Origin of the sequence: Acinetobacter sp. YH01019 (assembly GCF_013420285.1) — a bacterium.
Classification (GTDB): domain Bacteria; phylum Pseudomonadota; class Gammaproteobacteria; order Pseudomonadales; family Moraxellaceae; genus Acinetobacter; species Acinetobacter gandensis.
The window spans coordinates 1-3,745 of the sequence record NZ_VOYM01000141.1; the positions used below are offsets into that span (position 1 = coordinate 1).

At 40.3% G+C, this 3,745-nt stretch carries 3 protein-coding genes and 3 pseudogenes; 1 reads left to right on the forward strand and 5 read right to left on the reverse strand.

Annotated elements, in window-relative coordinates:
• The 3 genes and pseudogenes from FTT84_RS17195 to FTT84_RS18310 form a co-directional block, all read right to left on the reverse strand.
• Positions 1-447 (reverse strand): annotated as a pseudogene (locus tag FTT84_RS17195) (IS6-like element IS1006 family transposase); the annotation flags it as partial.
• Between the two features lie 45 nt (positions 448-492).
• Positions 493-864: a transposase gene (locus tag FTT84_RS17200; RefSeq protein WP_024160689.1), complete on the reverse strand. Its 372-nt coding sequence runs from the start codon at positions 862-864 to the stop codon at positions 493-495.
• Positions 812-1,126 carry a transposase family protein gene (locus tag FTT84_RS18310; RefSeq protein WP_171250768.1) on the reverse strand — a complete coding sequence of 105 codons (315 nt, stop codon included), beginning with the start codon at positions 1,124-1,126 and terminating at the stop codon, positions 812-814. The genes FTT84_RS17200 and FTT84_RS18310 overlap by 53 nt, the downstream gene beginning before the upstream one ends.
• Positions 1,127-1,616: 490 nt before the next feature.
• Between FTT84_RS18310 and FTT84_RS17210 the strand changes: the two genes are divergently transcribed.
• Entirely contained in the window at positions 1,617-3,236 is a 1,620-nt protein-coding gene (locus FTT84_RS17210; RefSeq protein WP_004726755.1) for an oleate hydratase, read from the forward strand.
• A gap of 285 nt (positions 3,237-3,521) precedes the next feature.
• Here FTT84_RS17210 and FTT84_RS17215 read toward each other — a convergent pair.
• Positions 3,522-3,617 (reverse strand): annotated as a pseudogene (locus FTT84_RS17215) (IS5/IS1182 family transposase); the annotation flags it as partial.
• Positions 3,618-3,670: 53 nt separating this feature from the next.
• Positions 3,671-3,745: pseudogene (locus tag FTT84_RS17220) on the reverse strand (IS6 family transposase); the annotation flags it as partial.

Here is a 3,745-nt window from a genome sequence, read left to right on the forward strand (position 1 = left end):
CCGTGATAAAGCACGTCCATATGTGGGTGCTTTATCCGTGTTGATCACTTGTGGAATTTGCCACTTCTTCACATTATTTAAAATTTTTCCAAGAAAACAATATGCTGATTTGGTATTACGTCTAGAAGAAAGATAAAAATCAATGGTATCGCCACGTTGATCGACTGCACGATACAGATAAGACCATCGTCCATTCAGTTTTACTTAGGTTTCATCAATATGCCACGAGCTCAGATCTGTAGGATTACGCCAATACCAGCGTAAACGTTTTTCTATTTCAGGAGCATAACGTTGAACCCAACGGTAAATAGTCGTGTGATCAACATTCACACCCCGTTCGGCCAGCATTTCCTGCAGTTCACGATAGCTAATGCCATATTTACAATACCAGCGCACAGCCCAAAGAATGATTTCGCCCTGAAAATGCCGACCATGGAAAGGATTCATATGCTGCATCTTTAGCTAAAACAGTCTTCAGCTTACCATTCGTGGTTATTTGCAACAGTGCCCAAATACATGCTCGATCCCGATTCTTCTTTTGTTGATTTCCTGATTATAGATTTTGAGTTCAGGATCCAGTTTACAGCGTCTTTTGGCTTTTAACGGCAACAGGCTATTAGGATACACAGCATAAATTCCCAGGTAGCCTTTATCTGCAAGGATAAAAGCTCCTGAAGGAATCTGCTTTAAATTGCGTTTGAATAGCTCGAAATCATGCACCGTACCGCGATCAGTGCATAAACTCAGAATTTGCTGAGTTTTATAATGGATGATGGCCTGTACTTTAAAGGTATGGGTCTTTTTCTTGCCACTATAGTTTTTCTTCTGTTTTTTTAGGCCTTTGAATTGGAATTTCTGTGGCATCCAGGATCACCACATTCCAGTCTATGCCTTCGCTTTCGGGCAAATTCTTCGGTAAATTAAACAGCTTGGACTGAATCAGGCAATCTTCAACATGACGTACAATTCTTGAGGCTGTAGGCTCTGAAACCCCATAACTCGTAGCAATGTGAAATAAAGTTCGGTATTCCCGCCAATAGTTCAGACAGAGCAGAACCTGATCCTCCACACTTAACTTGGGTGGTCTGCCTTTAGCTGGAACATGCTTCTGCAATTGCTCAACCATTTAAATAAAAGGTTGACCATGAGATGCCTGTATATCGCTTAAACTGTGTTTCAGAAAGCTTCTTTGAATCAATGTATTTCATCCGCAGATTATGCACGAATGCTAAGAAAATTAGAGTACAAATATCAATCAAAAAGGTGCTCGTTTTTTGATTTATGAAAGAGATCTATTATTCAATTATATCTTTTAATGATCAATAGAAAGCCTAGTTTCAAACACATTCTTCAGACACAAACAAATATGATCAAAATAGATTGATTACTCTATAAAATAATAAAATCAATTATTTAAATCATATTTTATTTTAAAAAAAATACAAATGTGTATTAAAAATAACCATTACTTACATTTTTTTGATTACAAAATATAATGAGTAAATTGCTTCCCATTTCATACATTTTTCATATATAAAAAGTCATACTATTTTTAAGGTTTTTCTAAATCACATTTTATACTTCATAGTTTTTAACATCATTATTAAAGGTGAACCATGCAAAAGAAGAAGCGCACCCCATTAGACGCACAACAGTCCCATCTTTGGATTATTGGTGGTGGTATCGCAGGTATGGCTGCTGCTGCATTTGCAATCCGTGATGCCAAAGTCCCTGCCAAAAATATCCATATATTAGAAGAACTCGATATTTCAGGTGGTTCGATGGATGGTGGACATACACCGCATGCCGCGCAAGCTTGGGTAACACGTGGTGGGCGAATGCTGACCGATGAAACTTATTTGTGCCTATGGGACTTATTTTCCAGTATTCCATCTTTGGAAAATCCAGACATTTCGGTGCGTGAAGAATGTCGTGAGTTTAATGAAAAAGTGAAAACCCACGCCAATGCACGGTTGATTGATGCCGAACATGTCATTGCGGATGCAGCAAAGCTTGGTCTGAATACGCTACATCGTGCACAGATGCTGCGCCTATTAGCTTCAAAAGAAGAAAAAATTGGCAGTCGCCGCATTGATGAGTTTTTTGATGAAACCTTTTTTGAAACCAATTTCTGGCGCATGTGGCGCACGACTTTCGCTTTTCAAAAATGGCACAGTGCAGCAGAGTTAAGACGCTATTTCTTGCGTTTTATTCAAGAATTGCCACGCATTCATACCTTAGCGGGTGTGAAACGTACCAAGTACAACCAATATGACTCGATGATTCTGCCCCTACAGCGTTGGTTAGTCGCACAAGGCGTCGATGTGCGTTTTGGACACTATGTCACAGATGCAGACTTCATTACCAATGCTGAAACTCAAGAACGCTACGCTTCACGCCTATATGTACAATTGCCTGAAGGATCAGAGCAAATTAATCTGAAAGCCAATGATTTAGCTATTTTCACTTTAGGCTCTATTACAGCAGACTCACGTTATGGCGGTAATCATGACGTGCCTGCCCTTATTCGTCATCGAGAAGATCATGGCTGGACGCTTTGGGAAACGCTGGCACAAAAAGCCCCAGACTTTGGCCGTCCAATGACTTTTTATGGCAATGTCGATGAACATAAGTGGGAGTCTTTCACTCTGACCATGAAAGATGACGTGCTACTTAAACGTATTATTGACTATACAGGCAATGAACCAGGCACAGGCGCACTCATGACTTGGTATGAGTCGGGTTGGCATTTATCCATCGTGGTTCCTGCACAGCCACACTTTGCCGACTTACCTGAAGGTTTATATACCTTATGGGGCTACGGTTTCCAAATTGACCATATAGGCGATTACATCAAAAAACCAATGTCCGAAGCCACGGGGCAAGAAATCCTAACAGAACTGATTAAACAGCTCGGTTTTGACGACATTTTAGATCATGTTTTGGCAACGACTGATGTTACTACCGCCATGATGCCATACGCCTCTGCCCTATTCGCCTGCCGTAAACCGGGGGATCGTCCACAGGTAATTCCACAAGGCTCACAAAACTTTGCTTTCCTTGGACAGTTTGTGGAAATTGAAGATGACGTGGTCTTTACTGTGGAATATTCAGTTCGTGGGGCGATGCTTGCCATTTATGAATTTTTTGGGGTGGAACGTGAAATCCCTGAAATTTACAACGGTCTACTTGATCCCAAAGTGGGTTTAAAAGCTTTAGAAACAGTGTTCCACTAAGTTTTTAATATATAGCGATAAGAGCACCTTTATGTCGCCACTATTACATAGTTTAATTTAAGCAACGTTTGGATACACGAGTGTGGCAGGGATGCCACACGTTATCCATCATAATAGGGATGTTATGTATGGGTAACAAAGGCTTTTGCTTTCTTTTGGCTTATCAAAAGTAAGGGTATTGCCTACACAAACACCTTTTATACTTTATTGAAAGTTGAGGCCGTGTACGCACCTAATTTTAAATTGGATAAAAAGAAAAATTAGATAAAACTTTATACGTCATTATTGGCGACGATATTCAGCTCCATGTTTCTTGCGTTTCCATTCGCCCTCACCTAGAAACTTCATGCCTGTAGAGTCTACGAGTAGATGCAGTCCATCGGGCACTGTTGCAAATAGAGATTTGAGTCGATGATGTTCCCTTTAAAAAGTACTTAGAGACCGAAAACCCTGTTGATTAGACACACTTCACCCTGAGGCTGACCATAATAAAATGACGATGCTTGTCC

Bases quoted from the DNA above. Each gene is read 5' to 3' on its own strand.
- FTT84_RS17200 (WP_024160689.1), bottom strand. From the start codon at position 864: ATGCCACAGAAATTCCAATTCAAAGGCCTAAAAAAACAGAAGAAAAAC.
- FTT84_RS18310 (WP_171250768.1), bottom strand. From the start codon at position 1,126: ATGGTTGAGCAATTGCAGAAGCATGTTCCAGCTAAAGGCAGACCACCC.
- FTT84_RS17210 (WP_004726755.1), top strand. From the start codon at position 1,617: ATGCAAAAGAAGAAGCGCACCCCATTAGACGCACAACAGTCCCATCTT.